Below are 23,424 nucleotides of genomic sequence, written 5' to 3' on the forward strand. Positions count from 1 at the left end.
CAGCCCGAAGACCGCCGCCGCTCAGGCATTTCGGGCTCAGACGTGGTGGATCACGTCCGAGCGGGGCGGTGGGCCCTGCAGGGTATTGATCAGGAACTGCAGGCCGAGCGCGCCGAAGCCGATCGGCAGCATGCCGTAGGGCAGCCACATCGGCGTGCCGAAGCCGCTCGAGACGCGTTCGCCATAGGCCCAGGCGTCGTAGGCCATGAGGCCGCCGCGCCAGGTGATGATCGCGCAGAACACGCAGCCGACGATGCCGACGATGGCGGACAGCACGCGCCGTCCGTTGTCGCCCATGCTGTCGGGCAGGAGCGTGATGCCGATATGCTCGCCGCGCCGCTGCACGTCCGCCGCCGTCATGACCGCCAGATAGACGACCAGGAAGGCGTTGATCTCCAGGCTCCAGGAGGTCGGCGCCGCGAAGATGTAGCGCATCGTCGCGTCATAGGTGATCGTCAGCGCCATGAAGGCGAGCACGACCTGGCCCAGGACCTGCAGAAGCCTGGCGAAATGTTCGAACAGCCTGACCGGAACGGCGAGCATCATGGTTCCCCTTACGCGTCTTCGCCGTGGGCGAGCGCAATGGCGCGGCGGCCGACCTCTTCACCGACCTCGGAGACCCAGCTCTCGCGGACATTGGCGCTGATCTCGTTGAAGCGCTCCACGGCGGCCTCGTCGGGCTCGATTTCCTCGATGCCGAGCTCGCGGAAGGCCGGCCAGTACTTCTGCTCGAAATAGTCGGTGTTGGCGACCTTGGCACTGTGGGTGTCGAACCATTCGACGCCGTCCATGAAGGCGTCGCGCACCGCCTGGTCCATCGCTTCCCAGCGATCGGTCTGGACGAACACGCCGATGGCGAAGCCGGTGAGCGGCATGCGGTAGACGTGGCCGACCTGCTCCTGGATGCTGCGGCCGTTGATCGTCGAGATATTGGCGACCGCCGCGTCGACCGTGCCGCGTTGCAGGGCGAGATAGAGCTCGGAAGAGGGGATACGCACCGAAGCGCCGCCCAGATCCTCGATCGCCTTGGTCGCCTCGAAGGAGACGACGCGGATCTTCTTGCCCTCGATGTCGTCGAGATTGCGGATCGGCGCGTCCTTGGTGCTCCAGATGTATTCCGGCTCCATGATGCCGCCGCCGAGGCTGAGGACGGTGAGGCCGTTCTTCTTCAACTCGTCCTGGATGAGCTGGAACAGCGGCGAACCACGCTTCAGCCGGTCGGGATTGCGGGCGAGGTCGCCGACGACGCCCGGCAGCCCGGTGATGCCGAGGATCGGCAGCGAACGGGTGACGTAGGACGTGGTGTGGAACATGAAGTCGATGGTGCCCGACCGCAGCGCCGGCAGCTGCTCGTCGGCCGACAGCAGGCGGCCGGAATCGTAGAAGTCGATGGCGACGGTTTCGCCGGCCTTCTCGTTGATCCGGTCGACCAGGCCCTGCGAGCCATAGGCGAGATCCGCGTAGGACGGCGGCAGGTAGGTGACGCCCGTCAGCTTCTGGGCGGCGGCGGCCTGCCTTGTGGTGCCAAGGCCCAGGGCCGAAGCCAGCGCGACGGCGCCCGTGGTGGTGATGAGCCTGCGTCTGTCTATGGTCATGTCTTTTCCTCCCTTGATGAAACTCAACGCATGAGATTGGGCAGCCAGAGGCTGATGGCGGGGAACAGCACGAAGATGATGAGCATCACGAACTGCACCATGACGAAGGGCACCACGCTGCGGACGATCTCCTCGATCTTCAGCATCGGGGCCACCGCCTTGAGCGTGTAGAGGTTGAGGCCGACCGGCGGCGTGACAACCGCGATCTCCAAATTCATCACCAGGATGATGCCGAACCACAAAGGGTCGTAGCCGAGCGTCGTGATCAGCGGCAGCAGGATCGGCGTGGTGACGACGATCAGCGACACCGCATCGACCAGCATGCCGAGGCCGACAAGGGCCAGCATGATCAGGACGAGGATGACCTCCGGCGGCAACTCGGTGCCGATCAGAAGGCCGGTGATCGCGTCGGGTACCCGCACGAGATTGAGATAGTCGCCGAAGATCCGGGCGCAGCCCATGATCAGCAGGATCGCGCCGGAGATGCGGGCGCTGGAGCCCAGCACCTTCATCGTGCCGCGGACGTCGACACTGCGGAAGATGACGGCGGCGATCAGGAAGGCGCCGACGGCGCCGAAGGCCGCGGCCTCCGATGGGGTGGCGACGCCCGTGTAGATCGTGCCGAGGACGACGGCGATCAGCAGGATGGCGTGCCAGATGCCGCCGATGGCGCGCAGGCGGTCGCCCCAGCTGTATTCGACATGGGCCTGGCGCGGTGCCTCTGCCGGATTGAGCAGCACCCGGAAGTAGAGATAGACCGACAGCGCCAGGGCGAGGGCGATGCCCGGCACGATGCCGCCGATGAACAGGTCGGCCACCGAGACGCCTGAGACCGCGCCGTAGATGATCAGCGGCACGCTGGGCGGGATCAGCATGGCCAGCGCCCCGGCGCTGACGACGCTGCCGGCGGCGATCGAGCGGCTGTAGCCGCGCGCCAGCATTTCCGGCACGGCGATGGAGCCGACCGCCGCGACGCCGGCGATCGAGACGCCGGAGACCGCACCGAAGACCGCCGAGGCGCCGACGGTGGAAATCGCCAGTCCGCCGCGCAGCCATTGCAGCCAGACGACGGCGGCGTGGAAGAGGTTCTTGCCGACGGGCGTCGCCGCAAGGAAATTGCCCATCAGCACGAAGAGCGGCAGCGCCAGCAATTCGAAGCTGTTGAGCTGGCCGAACAGCGAGGTCGGGCCGAAGAAGAAGGCCATCGACCCACGCGCCATGTAGAGGCCAGTGAGGCCGGCAGCGCCCAGCGCGAGGAAGATCGGCGCCCCGATGGCGATCATCGCCAGAAGGATGACGACGACGATGATGGGCTCGATCATCGCGGCGCCACCACGCCATGGGCGGCGGGCCGCCGCGTGCGTTCTGCACCAGGGGCCGACCGGCGGCCGGCATCAGCCTTCGTCGCGCGCATCCGCAATTCGAGTGGCAATGACGTTCCTCCCAATGGCCGGCTCGCGCGGCGCCGCTCCCTGGCGCGCCGCCCGTCCGGTCGCGTTCCCTAGATGATCTCGGCAGCTTCCAGCGCGTCGATCCGCGCGTCGTCGTAGTCCAGCCATTCGCGCAGCACCGGCCGGGTGTGTTCGCCGAGCTTCGGCCCGGTCCGCTCGACGGCGCCGGGCGAGGCGGAAAGGCGCGGGAAGACGTTCTGCATGGCGGTCGATCCCAGCGTCTCGTCCTCGACCCGCACGATCGATTCCCGCGCGATGAAGTGCGGGTCCTCCAGCATGTCGTGGGCGCGATAGGTCAGGCCGGCCGGGACGCCGGCCTCGGCGAGGAGCTCGACCAGCGGATGCGCCTCCTGCGTCTGCGTCCATTCGCCGATGATCGCGTCGATTTCCGCCTGGTTGCGGCCGCGCGCCTGGTGATTGGAGAAACGCGAGTCGTCGGCGAGCTCCGGCTGGCCCATCAGGGCCGTCAGCCGGCGGAACAGGCTGTCCTGATTGGCGCCGATGATGATCGTGTCGCCGTCCTTGGTGGGATAGGCGTTGGACGGCGCGATGCCCGGCAGGAAGCTGCCGGAGCGCTCGCGCACATGGCCGCCGCGGTCGTATTCGGTGACGACGCTCTCCATCACCGACAGGACGGCCTCGTAGATCGAGGCGTCGACCATCTGGCCTTCACCGGTGACATTGCGGTGCTGCAGCGCCAGGAGCGCGCCCTGGAAGCCGCTCTGGCCGGCCAGCGTGTCGCCGATCGACAGGCCGATGCGCACCGGCGGGCGGTCGGGGTAGCCGCCGATGTAGCGCATGCCGCCCATCGCCTCGCAGACGGCGGCGAAGCCGGCGCGGTTGCTGTAGGGGCCGGTCTGGCCGAAGCCGGTGATGCGGACCATGATCAGGCGCGGATTGATCGCCTTCAGCGTCTCGTAGTCGAGGCCCCAGGCCTCCATGCGTCCGGCACGGAAATTCTCGACGATGATGTCGGTCGACGCGACGAGTTCGCGGACCAGTTCCTGCGCTTCCGGCTTGCGCAGGTCGAGCGTCAACGACTTCTTGTTGCGGGCGATCACCGGCCACCACAGCGGATGGCCCTCGGCATCGGTGCGGCCCCACTGGCGCATGGCGTCGCCGACGCGCGGCGGCTCGATCTTCACGACCTCGGCGCCGAAATCCGCCAAGAGCTGCCCGCAGAAGGGACCGGCGATGAGCTGGCCCATTTCGAGCACACGGATTCCGTCTAGCGCTTTCATCGATCCTCCCGGGCATGTCCTCCACGGCCGCGTCCCACCGCGGCCGTCGCCAGCCCGAACCGGGGCTGCGCCGGCACGCTATCGCTATTGTATCCAATGCGTCAATCTTGCACTGCACCCAGAACGGAGCCGGCGCGGCCCGACGAGCCGGAGGTGGACCCGTTCGGCCGGGATCGGCTAGCGCGACGGCGGCGATGTCTCGGGGGCTTCCGGCGCCGTATCGCGGGCTGTCGTCAGGGCCGTGCGCGTTGCCAGCATATGCGAGCGCATCACCGCGGTGGCCCAGTCGCTGTCGCCGGCGGTCAATGCGTCGATGAGGACGCGGTGCTCGGCGAGGGAGCGTCGGATGTCGGGGCTGCGGAAACTGCCATAGGTGTGGATCAGGAGGCCGATCCCCATCAGGCGGAGGGCCGCTTCCTCCAACGTGCTGTTGCCGCTTGCCGCAGCGATCACCTGGTGGAACTCCTGGTTGAGCCGGGAAAGCCGCTCGATCTGGCCGCGATCGGCGACGATCTGTTCCATTTCCTCGGCGAGATGCGTCAGCCGGGCAAGGTCGGCCTCGCTGCGCCGGGTCGCAGCAAGCCCGGCGGCCGTGCCTTCGAGCAAGGCGCGGACGCCGTAGATCTCGGCGAGTTCGGCCTGCGAGCGGGTTTTGATCAGCGCCCCGATCCGCGGGATCATGTCGACGAAGCCGTCGCTGGCGAGCTTGTGCAGGGCGGCCCGGACGGGGGTGCGGCTCACCTCGTAGCGCTCGGCCAGCATTTCCTCCGTCAGCCGCGATCCGGGCGGGTGCTGGCCGCGGATGATGTCGGCCCGCACGTCCTCGTAGACGCGGTCGACGGTCCGCTGCTTGGCATTGCGATGGCGACTTCCGGTCATGGCCGGTCCCGAGGCTCCATGGGCGTGATTGGATACAATCGAAACGGGTTGCGAAAAGCAACTGCCGATCGCGCGCGACACTGGCGGGCGTCGGAACCGTGCCGGTTCAGCGGTTCTCGCGCCACCAGATGTAGAGACCGCTGGCGACCAGGATCACGGTGCCGAGGATCATCGGCGGTTGCAACGGGTCGCCGAACAGAACCACGCTGAGAATGCTGGCGACCAGAACCTGCGAATAGAGAAAGGGCGACAGCAGCGAGGCCGGCGCGTGGGAGAAGGCCGTGACGAGGGTGAAATGGCCGATCGATCCGGCAACGCCGCTGAGGACGAGCAGCGCCAGCGTCGCCGGGGCCGGCGTCTCCCAGAAGGGGATGATGACGAGGGTCAGGATGACCGCGCCGGCCGCCGTGGTGTTGAACTGCGTCGAGGCGGCGTCCTCGGTGCCGGCGAGGCGTCGGGTCATCAAGAGGTAGCAGGCGTTGAAGCCCGAGGCCGCCAAGGCGAAGCCCAGCGCCGGTTCGATGCCGGCGAAGCCCGGCCGCAGGATCAGCAGCATGCCGCAAAAGCCGGCGATGATCGCGCCGATCCGGTGGATGCCGATGCTCTCCTTCAGGACGATGACCGAGAGGATGGTCACGACGATCGGGGTGAAGAACAGGACGGCCGTCGCATCGGCCAGCGGCACGCGGGCAAGGGCGTTGTACATGCAGATCGTGGCGGCCAGGAGCAGCATGCCGCGTACGAGCTGCAGATAGGGGTGGCGGGCCTTCAGGAAGCCGGTGCCGGTGGTGGCGCCGAGATAGCTGCCGAGGATCAGCGTCTGGAAGAAATAGCGGCCCCAGATGACCTGCAGCACCGGCACGAGCGTCGTCAGATGCTTGCCGAGGGAATCCATACCCGCGAAGACGCTGCCGGCAAGGACCGTCAACAGGATGCCGGTCAGGAGAGAACTGAAGGATTTCACGGGATCGACGCCTTTGCTAAGCGTTGCTTACTGGAAAGCCGCGGCGCTGAAAAGCCGAACGGCTCGGCTGGAAGGTCGACATCCGGGATAAACGGTCCAGCCCTGCGCCACCCTCGTGGCAGCCATGTCGCCGGAGGCCGGCGAGCGGCGACGGCGTCGCTGGACTTCCCCGTCGCGCCCTTCTAGGCCACCGGCATCAGGCGGTGATGTCATGCAGACGAATGTTTCAGAACGGTCCGGCGCCCAAACGCCGCCGCTGCCCGGGGCCGATGGCCGTGGGCCGGTGCAGTCGTGGCTGCGCCACGCCATCGCGACCATCGTTCTGGCGGTGCCGCTGATCGGCGCGCAGCTGGCGCAAATGACCATGAACGTCACCGACACTGTGATGATCGGCTGGCTCGGCGCCACCGAACTGGCGGCCGGCGTCCTGGCCACCCAGACCTTCTTCATCGTCTTCATCTTCGGGGCCGGCTTCGCCCAGGCCGTGCTGCCGCTGGCGGCCGGCGCCGAGGGCCGCGGCGACGTGCGCGACGTGCGCCGCTCGATCCGCATGGGGCTGTGGGTGCTGATGCTCTACAGCGCGCTCGTCATGCTGCTGCTCTGGTACACCGAGGCGATCCTGGTGGCGCTCGGCCAGGACCCGGAAATCTCGGCCCTCGCCGGGGCCTATATGCGCGTCGCCCAATGGTCGATGTTTCCGGCGCTGCTGGTCCTGGGACTGCGCTCCTACCTGACCGTCGTCAACCGCGCCTATCTCGTCCTGGCGGTGATCCTCGTCGGCGCCGTGGTCAATGCCGGGCTGAACTATCTCCTGATCTTCGGCCATTTCGGCGCGCCGGCGCTGGGCATTGTCGGGGCGGCGGTGGCGACGCTCGGCAGCAACCTCCTGATGACCGGCCTGCTGGTCGCCTATACGGCGCTGGCGCCGAGCCTCAGGCGCTACGAGCTCTACGCCCGCTTCTGGCGGGCGGACTGGCCGGACTTCTTCGAGGTGCTGCGGCTCGGCTGGCCGATTGGCGCGACGATCATCGCCGAGGTCGGGCTGTTCGTCGCCTCCTCGATCATGATGGGCTGGCTCGGCACCATTCCGCTGGCCGCCCATGGCATCGCGCTGCAGATCGCCTCCATCGCCTTCATGGTGCCGCTTGGCCTGTCGAGCGCCGCCACGGTGCGGGTCGGGCTCGCCTTTGGTCGCGGCGACCGCCGCGATCTCGACCGGGCATCGGCGGTGGCGCTGGGCATCGGCACGCTGATCTCGATCGGCGGCGCATGCCTGTTCTGGTTCTGGCCGCAGGAGCTGATCGGGCTCTATCTCGATCGGGGCAACGCCAATGCCGAGGCGGTGCTGGCCTATGGCGTGCCGCTGCTGGTGGTCGCCGCGCTCTTCCAGATCGCCGATGCGCTGCAGGTCGTGGCTGCCGGCATCCTGCGCGGCGTGAAGGATACCCGCACGCCGATGCTGATCGCGCTGTTCAGCTATTGGCTGGTCGGCATGCCGGTGGCCTATGTCCTCGCCTTCATCGTGGGGTGGGGCGGCGTCGGCCTGTGGTGGGGGCTGGCCTTCGGCCTGTCCACCGCGGCGCTGCTGCTCAACGCCCGCTTCCTGCTGCGCGAGCGCTACGGCCTGCTCGACGCCTGACCGGACGCGGCAAGGGGGCCTCAGTCGCCGTTCTGTCGCCGCAGCAGGGTGGAGGAGACGGTCGAGCGCGGCCCGTGCAGGAACACCCAGGCCGGCGGCCGACGCAGGGGCAGGGCCCTGGCCGCCGTCTCCGGCAGGCGGAAGCGCGCCAGCACCTGCGGCGTGACCGCCGAGAGGACGGAGAGGGTCGAGCCGGGCCGGTCGACCACGGCGATCGGCAGGCTGGTCGCGATCTCCCGCCAGTCCTGCCAGCGATGGAAGCTGGCGAGGCTGTCTGCGCCCATGATCCAGACGAAATGCACGCGCGGATGGCGCCGCCGCAGCAAGGCGACCGTATCGGCCGAATAGCGGATGCGATGGCGCGCCTCGAAGGCGGTGGGCACCGAATGGGGGCCCGGCGCCAGCGCCCGGACCGCGGCCAGGCGTTCGCCGATCGGCCGCAGCTTGCCGTGATCCTTCAGCGGATTGCCCGGCGTCACCATCCACCAGACCTTATCGAGCCCGAGCCGCCGGCGGGCCGTCTCGGCGACCAGCAGATGGCCTTCATGCGGCGGGTTGAACGAGCCGCCGAACAGGCCGATCCGCATGCCGGGCTGCGCCGGTGGCATGGCCAGCGCCGCCGCATCGACGCCCTTGAGGGCGGCGGCGGCGGTATCGCCCAGCCTCACGGGCGGGTCTGACCGTTGCCGCGGACGCGATAGTTGAAGCTGGTCAACTGCTCGACGCCGACCGGGCCGCGCGCATGCATCTTGCCGGTGGCGATGCCGATCTCCGCGCCCATGCCGAACTCGCCGCCGTCGGCAAACTGGGTCGAGGCGTTGTGGAGGAGGATCGCCGAATCGATGCCGGCGAAGAAGGTCTCCGCCGTAACCGCGTCGTCGGTCACGATCGCTTCGGTGTGGTGCGAGGAATGGCTCTCGATATGGTCGATCGCGCCAGCGACGCCGTCGACCAGCGCGACGGAGATGATCGCGTCGAGATATTCGGTGACGAAGTCCGCGTCGGCGGCCGGCTCGGCGGTCGGGTAGCGCTCGCGCACCTCGTCGGTGGCGCGAATCTCGCAACCGGCCTCGCGCAGCGCTTCCATCAGCGGCAGCAGATGCGTGTCCGCGGCGGCGCGGTCGATCAGCAGGGTTTCCGCAGACCCGCAGATGCCGGTGCGGCGCATCTTGGAATTGACGACGATGTCCCGCGCCATGTCGAGATTGGCGGCCCGGTCGACATAGACGTGGCAGAGCCCTTCGAGATGGGCGAAGACCGGCACCCGCGCCTCATCCTGCACGCGGGCGACCAACGAACGGCCGCCGCGCGGCACGATGACGTCGATCGCACCGTCGAGGCCGCGCAGCATGGCGCCGACGGCCGCGCGGTCAGTGGACGGCACGATCTGGATGGCGTCCTCGGGCAGGCCGGCGGCAGTCAGCCCCGCGACCATCGCGGCGTGGATCGCGGCCGAGGAGCGGACCGAATCCGAGCCGCCGCGCAGGATCACCGCATTGCCGGATTTCAGGCAGAGCGCCCCGGCATCGGCGGTCACGTTCGGCCGGCTCTCGTAGATGACGCCGATGACGCCGAGCGGCGTGCGCACGCGCTCGATCGACAGGCCGTTCGGCCGGTCCCAGGCGGCGACGGTCGCGCCGACCGGGTCGGGCAGGGCGGCGATGGCGCGCAGGCCGTCGGCCATCGCGGTGATGCGGTCGGGCGTCAGCGTCAGCCGGTCGACGAAGGAGGCGGCCATGCCGGCCTCCGCCGCGCGGTCGAGATCCGCGGCATTCTCGGCGAGGATGGTGTCGGTGGAAGCGGCCAGCGCGTCGGCCATCGCCAGAAGCGCTGCGTTCTTCGTCTCCGTCGGCGCCAGGGCGAGGCGGCGCGCCGCGGCGCGGGCCCGCTTGCCGATGGCGTCCATCAGCGTGTCGATCGATCCGGTCTCGGTGCTGTCACGCATGGGTGTGGTCTCCGAAATCTGTACTGCGTCGCGGCAACGGGCAGGGCCTGTCGCCGTGCCTTCGCGCCGTCTGTTTCAGGCCGAGGTGAGCTGCTGGCCCGGCGTCTCCGCCGCGCCCGGATCGACGGCGAGGTCGTCGCGATGGATCATCGCCGCGCGGCCCTCATAGCCCAGGGCCGCGCCGATCTCGGAGGAGCGCAGGCCGGCGACCAGCCGCGCCTCGTCGGAATCATAGGCGATCAACCCACGGGCGATCTCGCGGCGGGCGTTGTCGTACACCGCCACCGTGTCGCCCCTGCGAAACTCGCCCTCGACCTTGCTGACCCCCGCCGGCAGCAGGCTGCGGCCGGCGGCCAGCGCCTTGACGGCGCCGGCATCCACGAACAGGCGACCGGTGGCATGGAGCTGGCCGGCGATCCAGCGCTTGCGGGCGCCGACCGGCGTGTCGACGGCGCGAAACAGCGTGGCGCGCTCGCCGGTCTCGATGGCGGAGAGAGGATAGAGCCGGTTGCCCGCCGTGATGATCATGGCGGTGCCGGAACCGGTCGCGATCCGCGCCGCGTCGATCTTGGTCTTCATGCCGCCGCGCGACAGTTCCGAACCGGCCGAGCCCGCCATCGCCTCGATCTGCGGCGTGATCTGATCGACCAGGGGAATGTGCTCGGCGTTCGGGTCGAGATGCGGCGGCGCAGTGTAGAGCCCGTCGACATCCGACAACAGGACCAGCATGTCGGCGTCGATCATCGTGGCGACCCGGGCGGCCAGCCGGTCATTGTCGCCGTAGCGGATCTCGGAGGTGGCGACCGTGTCGTTCTCGTTGATGACCGGCACGGCCTTGAGCGCCAGCAGCGTCGCGATGGTGGCGCGTGCATTCAGATAGCGCCGGCGCTCTTCGGTGTCCCCGAGGGTCAAGAGGATCTGCCCGGTCTCGATGCCGTGGCGGCCGAGGATCTCCAGATAGGTGCGCGATAGGGCGATCTGGCCCACCGAGGCGGCCGCCTGGCTTTCCTCCAGCCGCAGCGGACCGCGCGGCATCTTCAGGATCTTGCGGCCGAGCGCGATGGCGCCCGACGACACGACGAGAATCTCCCGGCCCTCGCCGACGAGGCGCGCAATGTCCTCGCCCAGCGATTCCAGCCAGGTCCGCTTCAGTCCGCGTTCGCGGTCCACGAGCAGCGACGAACCGATCTTGATGACGATCCGCCGGTAGCCGTGGAGGGGATTGCTCATCACTCCGCGTCCTTCTTCTCGGCCTCTTCCGCCTCGGCGCGTTCGGCCGCGGCCACGGCGAAGCGGTCGGGCTCTTCCTCTTCCGTGGGGGCGAGGCGGCTGATGCGGCTCTTCAGCTCGCGCAAAGCCTCGGTCATGCCCTCGCGGCTGACCGCCGAAAGGGCGAGCGGCGCGTAGCCGACGGCCACCTGCAGCTCCGCCAGCTTTTCCTCGCGGACCTCCGGCGTCAGCGTGTCGACCTGCGACAGGGCGACGAGCTCGGGCTTGTCGGCCAGGCCGTGCTCATAGGCTTCGAGCTCGCGCCGCACCGTGCGATAGGCGCCGGCGACGTCGTCCTCGCTGGACGAGACCAGATGAAGCAGCACGCTGGTGCGCTCGACATGGCCGAGGAAGCGATCGCCGATGCCGACGCCCTCATGGGCGCCCTCGATCAGGCCCGGAATGTCGGCGATGACGAATTCCGCCTCGTCGACCTTGGCGACACCGAGACCGGGATGCAGCGTGGTGAAGGGATAGTCGGCGATCTTCGGGCGGGCCCGCGTCACCGAGGCGAGGAAGGTCGACTTGCCGGCATTGGGCAGGCCGACGAGGCCGACATCGGCGATCAGCTTCAGCCGCAGCCAGATCGTCAGCTCCTCGCCCTCCTGGCCGGGATTGGCGCGCCGCGGCGCCTGGTTCACCGAGGTCTTGAAATAGGCGTTGCCGAAGCCGCCATTGCCGCCGGCGGCTATGCAGTGACGCTCGCCGATATCGGTCAGGTCGAACAGCAGCGTCTCGTTGTCCTCGGCAAAGATCTGGGTGCCGGCCGGCACCTTCAGCGTGATGTCCGAGCCCTTGCCGCCATTGCGGTTGCGGCCCATGCCGTGGCCGCCGGTCTTGGCCTTGAAATGCTGCTGGTAGCGATAGTCGATCAGCGTGTTGAGGCCGGCAACCGCCTCCACCCAGACGTCGCCGCCGCGGCCGCCATCGCCGCCGTCCGGCCCGCCGAACTCGATGTATTTCTCGCGGCGGAACGACACCGAGCCGGCACCGCCGTCACCGGATCGGACATAGACCTTGGCCTGGTCGAGGAATTTCATCTCTGTGCTCTCCTGAGCATGCGGTCGGTATGGCGGACGGCCCCTTCTAGCGGGCCGGTCGGGACTTGTGAACGGATCGCCGGCCAAGAGGCGGGCGATCCAGAGGATCATATGCGCGGACCCGGTCGGCCCGCGGCGTCAGTGGGCGTCGAGCGCAGCCTTGTCCTTGGCGAAGACCACGTCGGACGTGGCCAGCGGCACGCCGAATTTCGACACGCTGACATGGTTGGCGACCGTCCCGTCCGACTGTCGCGTCATGCGGTGGCGAAAGTGCAGCAGCGTATCGCCGCCGCCCGGCGGGTAGCCGTCATAGTCGAGAACGACACCGTTCGGCGCCAGCCTGCCGGAAACGGCCACCGGTGGTAACAATTCGCCGTCGTCGCCCTCGGTCCGCACCGTGCCGGTATAGAGGCCGGGGCTGGTCATGCCGAGGTCCCAGCGCTGCAGCCGGTCGCCGTCGGGAAAGCTGAACTGCTCGTCGAGAAGCAGCCGCCCATCCTGGCGCGTGCCGGAAAAGCGCGCGGTGAAGTCCTCGGTGAAGAACAGCGCCGTGGTGACCGATCCCTTCGAATAGGACGCCCCCGCGAAGAACTCCTCCAGTGCCAGGCCGTCGGCGACGGAGGCGGGCGGCACGTCGGCAGGATCGTCGCCGCAGGCCGCAAGCCCGGCCAGCAGCAGCGCCCCGGTGAGGGCGCCGCCGATCCTGCGCGCGACGACCATCCGGCGGCTCATGCCCGACCCCATGCCTTGAGCGACGTCCAGCACCGCCGGTCCATGACGAAATGCTCGCTGGCCACGCGCCCGGAACTGATCGTGTCGATGAGGCCGCTGCCGGTGAAGTGGAAGCCGCATTTGCGGATCACCCGGCGCGACGCCTCGTTGAGGACGCGGCAATCGACGGCGATGGCGTCGGCCTTCAGCGCGACGAACCCGTAATCGATCACGGCCTGCGCTGCCTCGGTGGCAAGACCCTTGCCCCAGAACCGGCGGCCGACCCAGTAACCGATGTCGAACCGGCCGGGCACGCTCTCCGGTTTCAGGCTGCAGCAGCCGACGAGGTCGCCGACGTCCTTCAGGCAGAGCGCAAAGACCGTTTCCGGTGCATGGTCGCTGATGAAGGCGCGGGCATCGGCCAGACCGTAGGGATGCGGCACGCGGGCCAGCATCCGGGCGATCTCGCGGTCGTTGATCAGCTTCGCCAGCGCGCCGGCATCGTCCATCGTCAGCGGCCGCAACAGCAGCCTGCGGGTCTCGATCGTCTCGCCGTCCCGTTCGACGGTCGTGTCCTCAAGCATCGCATCGTTCCTTCCAGACGCGAAAAGGGGAGATGGCGGTCCATCTCCCCTGTTGTGCTCTGAAGGTCCGATCGTTCGGAGGGTTCAGAGTGCCGGGTCGGTGGAACGCCGGCGCTCTGAAGCTCCGGTCACTCGGCGGCTTCGGCTTTCGGCATGACGGCCACGTAGGTGCGACCGTTCGCCTTGTGCTGGAACGCCACGTTGCCTTCGGCCTTCGCGAAGAGGGTATGGTCCTTGCCCATGCCGACATTGGCACCCGGATGCCAGCGCGTGCCGCGCTGACGGATCAGGATGTTGCCCGGAATGACGGACTCGCCACCGAACTTCTTCACGCCAAGGCGCTTGGACTCCGAATCGCGACCGTTGCGCGAAGAGCCGCCTGCTTTCTTATGTGCCATCGTAGGTCTCCTTGCCTGTCAGGGCTCGCGGGGGATATGGCCCCGGAATTACTGCTTCGCCAGTTCGCCGGCCTGGGCGCGCCAGTCTTCGATCTGCGCGGCGCTGAACGGCATGTTCGCGTCGATGCGGGCAACGTCCTCGTCGGACAGGGCCGCGATCTGGGCATAGGTGGTGATGCCCTGCTCGTTGAGCTGCTTCTCGGCGACCGGGCCGATGCCCTTGATCTTGGTCAGCTTGTCCTGCTCGCCGCCGGTCGGGGCGATGAACATCGGCACGTCCGGCGTGGCGTCGGTCGTCTCGGCGGACGGCTTGGGCGCAGCGACCTTGGCCGGCTTCGGCGCGGCGGCGGTCTGCGACGGGGCCTTGCCGTCGGTCAGGATCTCGGCGATGCGGATCATCGTCAGGTCCTGACGGTGGCCACGGGTACGCTTGGAGTTCTGGCGACGACGCTTCTTGAAGGAGATCACCTTCTTGCCGCGGGTCTGCTCGACGATCTCGGCCGTGACGGCAGCGCCCTGAACGAACGGCGCACCGATGGTCGAACCGACCATCAGGACCTCGTTGAAGGTCACGAGATCACCGGCGGCGCCCGGGAGACGCTCGATGGTGAACTTGTCGTTGGGGACAACGCGGTACTGCTTGCCACCGGTCTTAATGACTGCGAACATTTTAGCTCCGTTCGTTCGATCGGTTCTCGTGTCCCGCAGGACCCGGACCGTCTTCTTGTCAGTCGGTTACTGAATGGGCGAAAACAAACAGGCGCGGCAGTGCCACGCCCAGAATTGCGATTTGTGACTAGCGGCAAGGCCGCGCAAGGTCAAGCCTTCCGGCCGTCAAACCGGGTCCGGAGCCCTGGAGGTTTCCCCAGCGTCGAGTGCAAGCGCTGCGGGGCGGGCCCCGGCGGGCTAGAGCTTGCCGGCCTGCCGGCGCAGCAGTTCCAGCGCCTGCCGGTCGGTGCGGTCGCGGTGCAGCTGGTGTAGGCGCCCGGCTTCCTCGCTGTCGCGGTCGAGAATCGCCTGGACGATCTGCCGGTGTTCCTGGTCGGACTGGACCGGCTTGATGCGCAGCGGAATGATCGCCATGCGGGCCCGGTACTGCTGCTCCCAATATTGCCGCAGGGTCGCCTGCAGGCGGGAATTGCCGCACAGCGAGACGATATCCGAATGGAAGGCGTCGTCGAACTGCGACCAGCGCTCGATGTCGTCGCTGCGCGTCGCCTTCTCCATCTGGTCCATCAGCGATTTCAGCCGCTCGCTCTCGCTCGGCTCGAGCCCGCGCACGGCGGCAAGGCGCGCGGCCTGCACCTCCAGCGCCGAGAAGACCTCGTAGATTTCCGCCAGATCGTCGAGCGACTGGGCGCGCACGGTGACCCCGTGCCGGGGCTTCACCTCGACCAGCCCTTCCTCCTCCAGGCGGATCAGCGCCTCGCGGATCGGCGTGCGGCTGAGCGACAGAAGATTGGCAACCTCCGTCTCCAGGAGCGTCGTGCCGGGCGGCAGCCGACCCTCCAGGATCCGGTACTTCAGCTCGTGATAGGCCCGCTCGCGTGCCGCCATCTTGGCGACGCCCTGCATGCTCGGTCGGGGCCGCGAGCCGCTGGCGGGAGGACGGCGATGGGGTGCGTTCGTCGCATCCTGTTTCGTCAGTGCCGGCCTCCCTTGTTCATCTGCCGGGGATCCTTCTCCCGGTCGTCTTCGTCAGCTCTTCGAGCCGTCGGGCGTTGCGACCCCGTTCAGCTCGAAGACGATGTCGGACAGCATCGGCAGATAGTCGCTGCCGCGTCCGATCGCCTCGGCCGTGGCGAGGCCGTTCTTTACCGACGCCGAAACATGCGTGGCAATACCGCTCTGGTCGGCCATCGACACCACGTAGCGCATGTCCTTGTGGGCGTTGCGGATCGTGAACTTGTGGGCGTCGCGATCGCGGTCGACCACGTATTTCATGAAAGTCTGGTAGAAGCCCGAATCCATCCGGCCGCCGCTGATCACGCCGTGGAAGGTCTTGGCGTCGATGCCGTTCTTGGCGCCGATCGCCAGCGCTTCGGAATAGAGCGCCGCATAGCCGAGCGAGACGAAGTTGTTGAGCAGCTTCATCGTGTGCCCGGCGCCGATGTCGCCGACCCGCACGATCTTGCCGGCCCAGGTCTCCAGAAGCGGCTTCACCCGCTCGAAATCCGCCTCGGACGCGCCGACCATGGTGTCGAGCGTGCCCTCCCAGGCTTCCTTCGGCGTGCGCGACAGCGGCGCGTCGATCAGCGTCACGCCGGCCTCGCTGCAGCGTTCGGCCAGCGCCCGCGTCGAGACCGGATTGGCGGTCGAGCAATCGATGATCGTCCTGCAGGCGCCGTTCGCGGCGAGGATCTCGCCGACGACGGCTTCCACCTGCGGACTGCCGGGCAGGCAGAGGAAGATGATCTCGGCGGCCTTCGCAACGCCGACGACGCTGTCGGCCTCACTGGCGCCGCGGGACTTCAGATCCTCGATCGGCTCGCGGTTGCGATGGGCGAGGACGGTCAGCGTGTAGCCGGCCTCGACGATGTTCTTGGCCATGCCGTGGCCCATCAGGCCGACGCCGATGAAACCGATGCTGGGACGGTTCGTCATGTACACTCCTGCTCGAATGCCTGGGACGCTGCGCGGCGGTCAGGCTGCAGCTTTGCGTGCCGCTTCGTCGGCGATATGGGCGCGGATGATGTCCGCGAAATTGTCGTCGGCGACGAAGCCGACCTCGGACGCCCGCGAGGCGTCGAAATCACGCGGCCAGCCGGCGACGATCTTCTCGATGGTGGCGTCCGGCTCGCGGCGGATCAGGGCGACGGCCTCGTCGCCGGCGACCTCGCGCAGCGCCTCGATCATCTCGCCGATGGTGATCGACAGGCCCGGCATGGTCAGGCAGCGGCGGGCGCCCAGCGTCTCGGTGTCCATCGTCGCGGCATGCAGCAGGAAGCCGACCGCGGCGGCGGGGCTGGCAACCCAGTGGCGCACGCTGTCATCGACCGGCAGGATCGCCTCGTGGCCGGCCAGCGGCTCGCGGATGATGCCGGAGAAGAACCCAGACGCGGCCTTGTTCGGCTTGCCCGGGCGCACGACGATGGTCGGCAGGCGGATGCCGACGCCGTCGACGAAGCCCTTGCGGCTGTAATCCGACAGCAGCAGCTCGCCGATCGCCTTCTGGGCGCCGTAGCTGGTCAGCGGGGCCGACAGGAAGGTGTCGGTGATCGGGTCCTCGAACGGCGCGCCGAAGACGGCGATGGAGGAGGTGAAGACGAGACGCGGCCGGTAGACGCCGTCCTGCTGGCGGATCGCCTCGAGCAGATAGCGCGTGCCGTCGAGATTGATGGCGTAGCCCTTCTCGAACTCGGCCTCGGCCTCGCCGGAAACGATCGCGGCGAGATGGAAGATCATGTCCGGCCGCTTGTCGACCAGGGCGCGCACCGTCGCCTCGTCGGCGATGTTGCCGGCGCTGCACTCGATGGTGATGCCGCCGGCCTGGCTGTCGAAGGCCGGCTTGACGACGTCGAAGGCGTCGATCTCCGTGACCTTGTCGCCGAGGCGCGTGTCGTCGGCGATGATTGCCTCGATCAGCTGCCGGCCGACCATGCCGGCGGCGCCCAGTACCAGAATCCGCATCGTGTCCTCTTCCCTGTTGTCGTTCGGTGTCGTCGCGTGTGCTGCGCTCCTAGAGCGTCCAGCCGCCGTCGATCACCTGCATTGTTCCTGTCGTGAAGGCGCTCTCGTCCGAGGCGAGATAGACCGCCAGCATGGCGATCTCCGACGGCTTGCCGAGACGGCCCATGGGCTGGCGCTCGATGAACATCGCCTTGGCCTTGTCGGTGCCGCCGATCGTCTTGCCGAGATCGGCTATCCGCTCCTCCAGCGAGGGGGATTCGATCGTGCCGGGGCAGATGGCGTTGCAGCGGATGCCCTTGCCGACGAAGTCGACCGCGACCGAGCGCGTGAGGCCCGCCACCGCGGCCTTGGTCGCCATGTAGACATAGCGGTTCTGGGCGGCTTTGACCGGACCGGCGGCCGAGCAGATGTTGACGATCGAGCCGCCGCCCGCCTCGAGCATGCGCGGCAGAAGGCCCGCGATCATCCGGTGCATCGAGCGAACATTGAGATCGAAGGAGAAGTCCCAGGCCGCGTCGTCGCAGTCGAGAATGGTGCCGTGGTGAACGTAGCCGGCGCAGTTGAACAGGATATCCGGGGTCGGCACGCCGGCAAGATACGCCTTCACCGCCTCACTGTCGGTGACGTCCAGCGCGGCGGTATGGACCGGACCGAAGGCGTCGAGGCCTTCCAGCTTCTCCGCGTCGCGATCACTCGCATAGACGGTGGCGCCTTCCTTCAGGAAGGTCTCGACCACCTGACGGCCGATCCCCTGGCCGGCCGCGGTGCAGACGGCGGTCTTGCCGTCCAGGCGTTTCGTCATGGCTCTGTCCCGTTCCTCTCGGTGCGCGAAGCATTGCGCGGCGATGGTGTGAAAAGGGCGGGCCGCGTCATGCGCGGTCCGCCCCGTCAGATCAGTGGTTGTCGCGCGGCACCGGGGCGGACTTGCCGTCGATGCCGCCCTGGGCGAGGCGCTGATACGAGATCGCCGGCTCCAGCACCGCACCGGTGGAGAGCTGCGAGACGATGCCGCGCTGGATTTCCTGCCAGGGCGTCTGGTGCGCCGGATAGGCGTAGCCGCCGGCTTCCTCGAGCGCCTTGTGGCGCGCGGCGAGCTCCTCGTCGGAGATCAGGATGTTGGCGGTGCCGCGGCCCAGATCGATGCGGACCATGTCGCCGGTCTTCAGAATGGCGAGACCGCCGCCGGCCGCCGCCTCGGGCGAGGCGTTGAGGATCGACGGGCTGCCCGACGTGCCGGACTGCCGGCCATCACCGATGCAAGGCAGGGAGTGGATACCGCGCTTCAGGAGATAGTCGGGGGCCCGCATGTTCACGACTTCCGCCGCGCCCGGATAGCCGATCGGGCCGGCGCCGCGCATGAACAGGACCGAGCGCTCGTCCACCGCCGTCGCCGGATCGTCGATCCGGTGGTGGTAGTCCTCCGGGCCGTCGAAGACGATCGCCTTGCCCTCGAAGGCCATCGGGTCGTCGGCGTTGGAGAGATAGCGGTCGCGGAACTCCTTGGAGATCACCGACAGCTTCATGATGGCGGAATCGAAGAGATTGCCCTTCAGGACGCGGAAGCCGGCATGGTCGATCAGCGGCCGGTCGATCGGCCGGATGACGTTCTCGTCCTCGATGATCGCGCCGCGGCAATTGTCGCCGATGGTCTTGCCGTTGGCGGTCGGCGCGTCCTCGTGGATCAGGCCCCTTTCCATCAGCTGGTTGACCACCGCCGGCACGCCGCCGGCATGGTAATAGTCCTCGGCGAGATACTCGCCGGCCGGCTGCAGATTGACCAGCAGCGGCACTTCCTCGCCATAGGTCTGCCAGTCGTCGATGGTCAGCTCGACGCCGAGGTGACGGGCGAGGCCGTTGAGGTGGATCGGCGCGTTGGTCGAGCCGCCGATGGCTGAATTGACGCGGATCGCGTTGATGAACGCGTCCTTGGTCATGATGTCGGTCGGCTTCAGGTCTTCGTGGACCATCTCGACGATACGCTTGCCGGTCAGATAGGCGACCTCCTGGCGATCGCGGTAGGGGGCGGGGATCGCCGCCGAGCCCGGCAGCTGCATGCCCAGCGCCTCAGCCAGCGAGTTCATCGTCGAGGCCGTGCCCATGGTGTTGCAGTAGCCCGTCGACGGCGCCGAGGAGGCGACCAGCTTGACGAAGCCGGCATAGTCGATCTCGCCGGCGGCCATCATCTCGCGGGCCTTCCAGACGATCGTGCCCGAACCGGTGCGCTCGCCGCGGAACCAGCCGTTCAGCATCGGGCCGACCGACAGCGCGATCGACGGCAGGTTGACGGTGGCCGCGCCCATCAGCATGGCGGGGGTGGTCTTGTCGCAGCCGATGGTCAGTACGACGCCGTCGAGCGGGTAGCCGTAGAGCACCTCCACGAGGCCGAGATAGGCGAGGTTACGGTCGAGGCCCGCGGTCGGGCGCTTGCCGGTCTCCTGGATCGGATGGACCGGAAACTCCAGCGCGATGCCGCCGGCCTCGCGAATGCCCTCGCGCACCCGCTTGGCGAGTTCGAGATGATGGCGGTTGCAGGGGCTGAGATCGGAGCCGGTCTGGGCGATGCCGATGATCGGCTTGCCCGACTGCAGCTCTTCCTGGCTGAGGCCGAAATTCAGATAGCGCTCGAGATACAGCGCGGTCATGTCCGGATTGGAAGGATTGTCGAACCACGCGCGCGAGCGCAGCGGGCCGGCTTTGATGTCGTTGGTCATGGGGTCTCCGGAACGTCGATCTCTGGTTGCATCCGCAGCGCGGGCAGCCTCTGACGCAATGTATACATTAACCCGGCGCCGGTTCCAACCCGTGACGCGGTGTCACGCGGTGAATGAATCGGCAGCCGGGTGATTTGGGTTCTTGGTGTCAGCTGCGCGCCGGCGACTTGTAGGCGGTCATCCAGCCGAGACCGGCGTCGGTTGTCGTGCGCGGGCGGTATTCCGCGCCGACATGGCCGTCCCAGCCGAGGTCGGCCATGGCCGGCAGCAGGCGGTCATAGGCGATTTCGCCCTCGTCCGGCTCGCCGCGCGAGGGAACGGCGGCGATCTGCAGATGGCCGATCACCGGCAGATGCTGCTCGAAGCGCTTGAGGAGGTCACCCTCCATGATCTGCGCGTGATAGCAGTCGAACATGATCTTCAGATTGGGCTTGCCGACCCGCGCGATGATCTCGGCGGCCTGCGCCTGATAGGACAGGAAATAGCCCGGCGCATCGCGCTGGTTGATCGGCTCGATGAGGATCGTCATGTCGCCGGCGGCCTCGCAGGCATAGGCGAGATTGGCCTCGAACGTCGCCTGCGCGCCGTCCACACCGTGCGACTTGCCGGCCATCACGTGCACCGCGCCGGCGCCGATCGCCCTGGCATAATCGACGGCCTGGTCGATGGCGGCGCGGGCTTCCTCGACGCGGTCGGGCAGGGCGGCGAGGCCGAAATCACCCTCGCGGTCGCCGCGGCTGGTATTGAGGCCGAGCATCTTCAGGCCGGTCTCGTCGAGGGCGGCCTTCACGGCAGCCGGATCGACCGCATAGGGGAAGTGGCACTCGACCGCGTCGAAGCCGGCGTCTCTGGCGCGCCGGATGGCGTCGGGCAGGGCAAGCTCCTGCCACAGGAATCCGAGATTGGCGGAAAAGCGGATCGTCGGCACGGCTGATCTCCAGAAGGCGCTGCGCATCCCCTGTGGATACGCAAGGCCCCGCTATGGCCCATGCGCGATCCGTACGCAAAGGGGCCGTCGCGGAAAAGGCGCGCCATGGTAAGGCGAGCGAGGCGGCGATCAGTAGCGGTCGGCGCGGATCAGATCGTCGATGCTGATCGGCTCCAGCGCGGCGCTGGTGGAACCCGCCGACCGGGACGCGGCCATGGTTGCCATGGCGGACGGCTGGGCAGCGGGGCGCCTGGGATCGTAGGGCTCGGGATTGCGGAACGGCGGGTCGCTCAGCCGGCGGGCATTCTTGCGTTTCTCGTAGAAGACGTTGCCGCCCGCTTCGACGAGGTAATGCATGTTGGTGTAGGGGAAGGTCATGCCGGCGGTGTGGAAGAACATCGCCTTCTCGACATTGCGGTGGCGGGCGCCGTTCAGCACCTTGGTGGCGGTCCGCGACGCGAGATCCTTGCCCTTTTCCATCGAGCGCGTGAGGACGCCCGGCGCGAACTGGTTCTTCTGGCCGACGACGCCGCAGACGGTCTTGGGGTAGCGGCCGCTCTCCAGACGGTTCATCACCACGGTGCCGACCGCGATCATGCCCTCTTCGCTGCTGCGGTTGGATTCGAAATACATCACCCGCGTCATGCATTCATGCGCCGTCATCGGACGCAGGCGCGGCCCGCCGGCGCAGGCGCCCAGCACCGTGACCAGGGCAAGAAGCGCCAGTGTCGCCCGGGTGCGCGTGATGGTGGGTCGAAATGCCATGCGGCAAGCCTCGGCAGGGTGTCGGGGCACAGCCAGCATCGCCTGCGCCCAAACCCGACAAATCGCCGAAATTTCTTAATCGCGCGTTCAGATGGCGCGACGCACGGCGGCCCATCGGCCGGCATCGTTAAAATTATCTGAAATTCCGGCGGGTTTGACGGGGCGGTGCTGGTTGCAGCGGACTTGCCGGCTCCGCGAGCGGCGGTGCGGGGGCATGCCGGACGTCCCACACGGACTGGAGATTCGCCTCCGGAGCGGCTATGCCGAAGGCGCGGTTCACTGGCAACGCAACGTCGGCTTTTCGATGCCGGCCGTCGGCCGCCGTGCCGCCGTGATGTTAAGCGAGGCGGATTGCCCGCCGGCCTGTCCCGTTCCGCGCCCATCGGAGGCTTCGATCCTGACCTGCAGCCTTCCTCGCCCCGGCCTGTCGTTCCTTGTCTGCCTGCTCATCGCATTGGCGGGCTGCGCGGGCCGGCCCCTGGGCACGATGGTGCCGATCGCCGGAACCGTCGCCGGCGCCAGCACGGTCGACATGCTGGTCGCCACCACGCGCGCGCCGTCGCCGGTCGCCGGCGTCGTCTATACAGGCAATCGCGGCAGCACCCTGTCGGTGGACAACATCGTCGTCTCGGTCCCGCCCTCCGCCAATCGCAATGCAGGCGAACTGACCTATCCCACCGCCACCGCGGCCAATCCGCAGACCGAATTCGCGGTGCTGAAGCTGGCGCCGATGGACGATGCGGCGGCGCAGCGCTGGTTCCACCGGGTGGCCGGCACCAAGCAGGGCGACGTCCTGATCTTCGTCCACGGCTTCAACACGACCTATGAGGAATCGGTCTTCCGCTTCGCCCAGATCGCCCATGACACGGCGGCCTCGGCGGCGCCGATCCTGTTTTCCTGGCCGTCCCACGGCAGCGTCTTCGACTATCTCTACGACCGCGAGAGCGCCAATTTCTCGCGCAACGCGCTGGAAGAGATCATCGAGAAGGCCGCCGACGATCCGCGCGTGCGCAATGTCACGGTGATGGCCCATTCGATGGGAAGCTGGCTGACCATGGAGGCGCTGCGGCAGCTGTCGATCCGCCGCGGCAAGCTGCCGGCCAAGGTCCGCAACGTGATCCTCGCCTCGCCCGATCTCGACGTCGATGTCTTCTCCCACCAGCTCGACGAGATCGACACCGAGCGCACGCAGCTGACCATCTTCGCCTCGACCGACGACCGCGCCCTGCAGGTGTCGCGGCGGCTGGCCGGCGGCGTCCAGCGCCTCGGTGCCATCGACGTGTCGCAGGAACCGTATCGCAGCGGCATCGAGGCCAAGGGCGTCGACGTGATCGACCTGTCCGCGCTGCAGTCGGGCTCGGCCCTCAATCATTCGAAATTCGCCGAGAGCCCGCAGATCGTGCGGCTCATCGGCCAGCGGCTGATCGCCGGGCAGGCGATCGGCGAAGAGGGCATCTCTCTTGGCGAGACCCTGGGCGCGGCGGCCCTCGGCACGGCCCAGACCGTCGGCTCGGCGGCCGGTGCGGTGGTCACCGCCCCCGGTGCGCTCATCAGCCAGCGCGGCCGCGAAGAGTTCGGCCGGCAGGTCGGCAATATGGGCCGCAATCTCGGCGGCACGCTGCAGACGGCCACCGGCCAGTAGGGCCTGGCCACAATCCTCTTCGGCTTTCCAGG

General features: G+C 68.0%; 22 protein-coding genes and 1 pseudogene. 2 read left to right on the plus strand and 21 right to left on the minus strand.

The window, feature by feature from the left end:
* Positions 1-36: 36 nt before the first annotated feature.
* From H9Q09_RS09355 to H9Q09_RS09380, 6 genes are all read right to left on the minus strand, one after another.
* On the minus strand, positions 37-546 hold the full coding sequence (locus tag H9Q09_RS09355) for a TRAP transporter small permease (protein WP_228239694.1): 510 nt from the start codon (positions 544-546) through the stop codon (positions 37-39).
* Between the two features lie 8 nt (positions 547-554).
* On the minus strand, positions 555-1,595 hold the full coding sequence (gene dctP, locus H9Q09_RS09360; protein WP_187390810.1) for a TRAP transporter substrate-binding protein DctP: 1,041 nt from the start codon (positions 1,593-1,595) through the stop codon (positions 555-557).
* Between the two features lie 23 nt (positions 1,596-1,618).
* Positions 1,619-2,917: a TRAP transporter large permease subunit gene (locus H9Q09_RS09365; RefSeq protein ID WP_187390811.1), complete on the minus strand. Its 1,299-nt coding sequence runs from the start codon at positions 2,915-2,917 to the stop codon at positions 1,619-1,621.
* A 179-nt stretch (positions 2,918-3,096) separates the two neighbouring features.
* The gene (locus tag H9Q09_RS09370) at positions 3,097-4,287 is read right to left on the minus strand and encodes a CaiB/BaiF CoA-transferase family protein (protein ID WP_187390812.1); all 1,191 of its coding nucleotides are present in this window, start codon (positions 4,285-4,287) and stop codon (positions 3,097-3,099) included.
* 177 nt (positions 4,288-4,464) lie between these two features.
* Complete coding sequence (locus H9Q09_RS09375) at positions 4,465-5,166, minus strand: GntR family transcriptional regulator (RefSeq protein WP_187390813.1); 702 nt, start codon at positions 5,164-5,166, stop codon at positions 4,465-4,467.
* 106 nt (positions 5,167-5,272) lie between these two features.
* Positions 5,273-6,130 (minus strand): DMT family transporter, encoded by an 858-nt coding sequence (locus tag H9Q09_RS09380; protein WP_187390814.1) that lies wholly within the window; start codon positions 6,128-6,130, stop codon positions 5,273-5,275.
* A 211-nt stretch (positions 6,131-6,341) separates the two neighbouring features.
* Between H9Q09_RS09380 and H9Q09_RS09385 the strand changes: the two genes are divergently transcribed.
* A complete protein-coding gene (locus H9Q09_RS09385) occupies positions 6,342-7,769 on the plus strand; it encodes an MATE family efflux transporter (RefSeq protein ID WP_187390815.1) in 1,428 nt (475 codons plus the stop codon).
* 20 nt (positions 7,770-7,789) lie between these two features.
* On the opposite strand, the gene H9Q09_RS09390 is transcribed toward H9Q09_RS09385, so the two are convergent.
* From H9Q09_RS09390 to H9Q09_RS09460, 15 genes and pseudogenes are all read right to left on the minus strand, one after another.
* On the minus strand, positions 7,790-8,377 hold the full coding sequence (locus H9Q09_RS09390; RefSeq protein WP_187390877.1) for a nicotinate-nucleotide adenylyltransferase: 588 nt from the start codon (positions 8,375-8,377) through the stop codon (positions 7,790-7,792).
* Positions 8,378-8,433: 56 nt separating this feature from the next.
* The gene (locus H9Q09_RS09395; protein ID WP_187390816.1) at positions 8,434-9,714 is read right to left on the minus strand and encodes a glutamate-5-semialdehyde dehydrogenase; all 1,281 of its coding nucleotides are present in this window, start codon (positions 9,712-9,714) and stop codon (positions 8,434-8,436) included.
* 75 nt (positions 9,715-9,789) lie between these two features.
* Positions 9,790-10,944 carry a glutamate 5-kinase gene (gene proB / locus H9Q09_RS09400; protein ID WP_187390817.1) on the minus strand — a complete coding sequence of 385 codons (1,155 nt, stop codon included), beginning with the start codon at positions 10,942-10,944 and terminating at the stop codon, positions 9,790-9,792.
* Positions 10,944-12,134 (minus strand): GTPase ObgE, encoded by a 1,191-nt coding sequence (gene obgE, locus H9Q09_RS09405; RefSeq protein ID WP_348646292.1) that lies wholly within the window; start codon positions 12,132-12,134, stop codon positions 10,944-10,946. The genes proB and obgE overlap by 1 nt, the downstream gene beginning before the upstream one ends.
* 27 nt (positions 12,135-12,161) lie before the next feature.
* Positions 12,162-12,755: a DUF3833 family protein gene (locus H9Q09_RS09410; RefSeq protein WP_187390819.1), complete on the minus strand. Its 594-nt coding sequence runs from the start codon at positions 12,753-12,755 to the stop codon at positions 12,162-12,164.
* Complete coding sequence (locus tag H9Q09_RS09415; protein WP_187390820.1) at positions 12,752-13,318, minus strand: GNAT family N-acetyltransferase; 567 nt, start codon at positions 13,316-13,318, stop codon at positions 12,752-12,754. Before H9Q09_RS09415 ends, H9Q09_RS09410 begins: the two co-directional genes overlap by 4 nt.
* Before the next feature lie 128 nt (positions 13,319-13,446).
* Positions 13,447-13,716 carry a 50S ribosomal protein L27 gene (rpmA, locus tag H9Q09_RS09420; protein ID WP_024350276.1) on the minus strand — a complete coding sequence of 90 codons (270 nt, stop codon included), beginning with the start codon at positions 13,714-13,716 and terminating at the stop codon, positions 13,447-13,449.
* A 48-nt stretch (positions 13,717-13,764) separates the two neighbouring features.
* Positions 13,765-14,385 carry a 50S ribosomal protein L21 gene (locus H9Q09_RS09425; protein WP_187390821.1) on the minus strand — a complete coding sequence of 207 codons (621 nt, stop codon included), beginning with the start codon at positions 14,383-14,385 and terminating at the stop codon, positions 13,765-13,767.
* A gap of 237 nt (positions 14,386-14,622) precedes the next feature.
* Positions 14,623-15,291: a GntR family transcriptional regulator gene (locus H9Q09_RS09430; protein ID WP_009210385.1), complete on the minus strand. Its 669-nt coding sequence runs from the start codon at positions 15,289-15,291 to the stop codon at positions 14,623-14,625.
* Between the two features lie 123 nt (positions 15,292-15,414).
* Positions 15,415-16,320, minus strand: coding sequence for an NAD(P)-dependent oxidoreductase (locus H9Q09_RS09435; protein ID WP_187390822.1), 906 nt, complete (start codon positions 16,318-16,320; stop codon positions 15,415-15,417).
* Positions 16,321-16,359: 39 nt separating this feature from the next.
* Entirely contained in the window at positions 16,360-17,346 is a 987-nt protein-coding gene (gene denD / locus H9Q09_RS09440) for a D-erythronate dehydrogenase (protein WP_187390823.1), read from the minus strand.
* A 49-nt stretch (positions 17,347-17,395) separates the two neighbouring features.
* On the minus strand, positions 17,396-18,148 hold the full coding sequence (locus H9Q09_RS09445) for an SDR family oxidoreductase (protein WP_009210382.1): 753 nt from the start codon (positions 18,146-18,148) through the stop codon (positions 17,396-17,398).
* A 91-nt stretch (positions 18,149-18,239) separates the two neighbouring features.
* On the minus strand, positions 18,240-20,057 hold the full coding sequence (locus H9Q09_RS09450; protein ID WP_024350281.1) for an IlvD/Edd family dehydratase: 1,818 nt from the start codon (positions 20,055-20,057) through the stop codon (positions 18,240-18,242).
* A 148-nt stretch (positions 20,058-20,205) separates the two neighbouring features.
* Positions 20,206-21,012, minus strand: coding sequence for a TIM barrel protein (locus H9Q09_RS09455; protein WP_187390824.1), 807 nt, complete (start codon positions 21,010-21,012; stop codon positions 20,206-20,208).
* 282 nt (positions 21,013-21,294) lie between these two features.
* Positions 21,295-21,648, minus strand: a pseudogene (locus H9Q09_RS09460) (cell wall hydrolase); the annotation flags it as partial.
* A gap of 589 nt (positions 21,649-22,237) precedes the next feature.
* Between H9Q09_RS09460 and H9Q09_RS09465 the strand changes: the two are divergent.
* Positions 22,238-23,392 (plus strand): alpha/beta hydrolase, encoded by a 1,155-nt coding sequence (locus H9Q09_RS09465; protein WP_246716077.1) that lies wholly within the window; start codon positions 22,238-22,240, stop codon positions 23,390-23,392.
* Positions 23,393-23,424 lie beyond the last annotated feature (32 nt).

Origin of the sequence: Aurantimonas sp. DM33-3, assembly GCF_014334315.1 — a bacterium.
Lineage (GTDB): Bacteria > Pseudomonadota > Alphaproteobacteria > Rhizobiales > Rhizobiaceae > Aurantimonas > Aurantimonas coralicida.